The organism is Nitratireductor aestuarii, from assembly GCF_014641695.1.
Lineage (GTDB): Bacteria > Pseudomonadota > Alphaproteobacteria > Rhizobiales > Rhizobiaceae > Chelativorans > Chelativorans aestuarii.
Genome location: NZ_BMIF01000061.1, coordinates 1 through 828, shown reverse-complemented (window position 1 = coordinate 828; position 828 = coordinate 1). Strand labels below are relative to the sequence as shown.

Below are 828 nucleotides of genomic sequence, written 5' to 3'. Positions count from 1 at the left end.
GACCTATTAATTTGAGTTGAGATGTGATTCACGGTTTCTAGAAGGAGACCGTGATGAGTGATTTGTTTCTGCTGAGCGAGCGCCAGATGGCTCGGATCGAGCCGCATTTTCCCTTGGCCCACGGTGTTCCACGCGTCGATGATCGCCGTGTCGTCAGCGGCATCGTCTACGTCATCAAGCATGGTCTGCAATGGAAGGATGCGCCAAAGGATTACGGGCCGCACAAGACCCTCTATAACCGCTTCATTCGCTGGAGCCGGCTCGGCGTGTTCGACCGCATCTTCGCGGCGCTGGCCGGCGAAGGTCCCAATCCCGAACGCATCATGATCGACGCCACACATCTGAAAGCGCATCGCACGGCCGCGAGCCTGCTAAAAAAGGGGATGTTCCCCGTCGTATCGGGCGAACCAAAGGCGGGCTGAACTCCAAGCTGCACACTGTCTGCGATGGCGAGGGACGCCCGATCATCATGCTGCTCAGCGAAGGCCAGATGAGCGACCATAAAGGCGCTCGTCTGATGCTGAATGTATTGCCTGCTGCAAAAACGCTGATTGCCGACAGGGGCTATGACAGCAAGTCCTTCCGGGAAGCCTTGCAGGCAAAGGGCATCGAGCCCTGCATCCCCTCAAGCCGCAGCAGAAAGGTTCCATATTCCTACGACAAGGCGCTCTACAAGAAGCGTCACAAGGTCGAGAACCTCTTCGCCAAACTCAAGGACTGGCGGCGCATCGCGACGCGCTACGACCGATGTGCGCATACTTTCTTCTCAGCAATATGCATCGCCGCTGCCGTTATCTTCTGGCTTTGATTTAACGAGTCCTGAGCCTA

The 828-nt window shown here is 56.6% G+C and carries 1 protein-coding gene; it reads left to right on the top strand.

Translation table 11 applies throughout. The features are described from left to right. Window positions 1-53 precede the first annotated feature (53 nt). A protein-coding gene (locus IEX27_RS21105) for an IS5 family transposase (protein WP_122066713.1) occupies window positions 54-808 on the top strand; the annotation gives its coding sequence in 2 pieces (ribosomal slippage) (window positions 54-387 and window positions 387-808; 756 coding nt in all). Window positions 809-828: the final 20 nt, after the last annotated feature.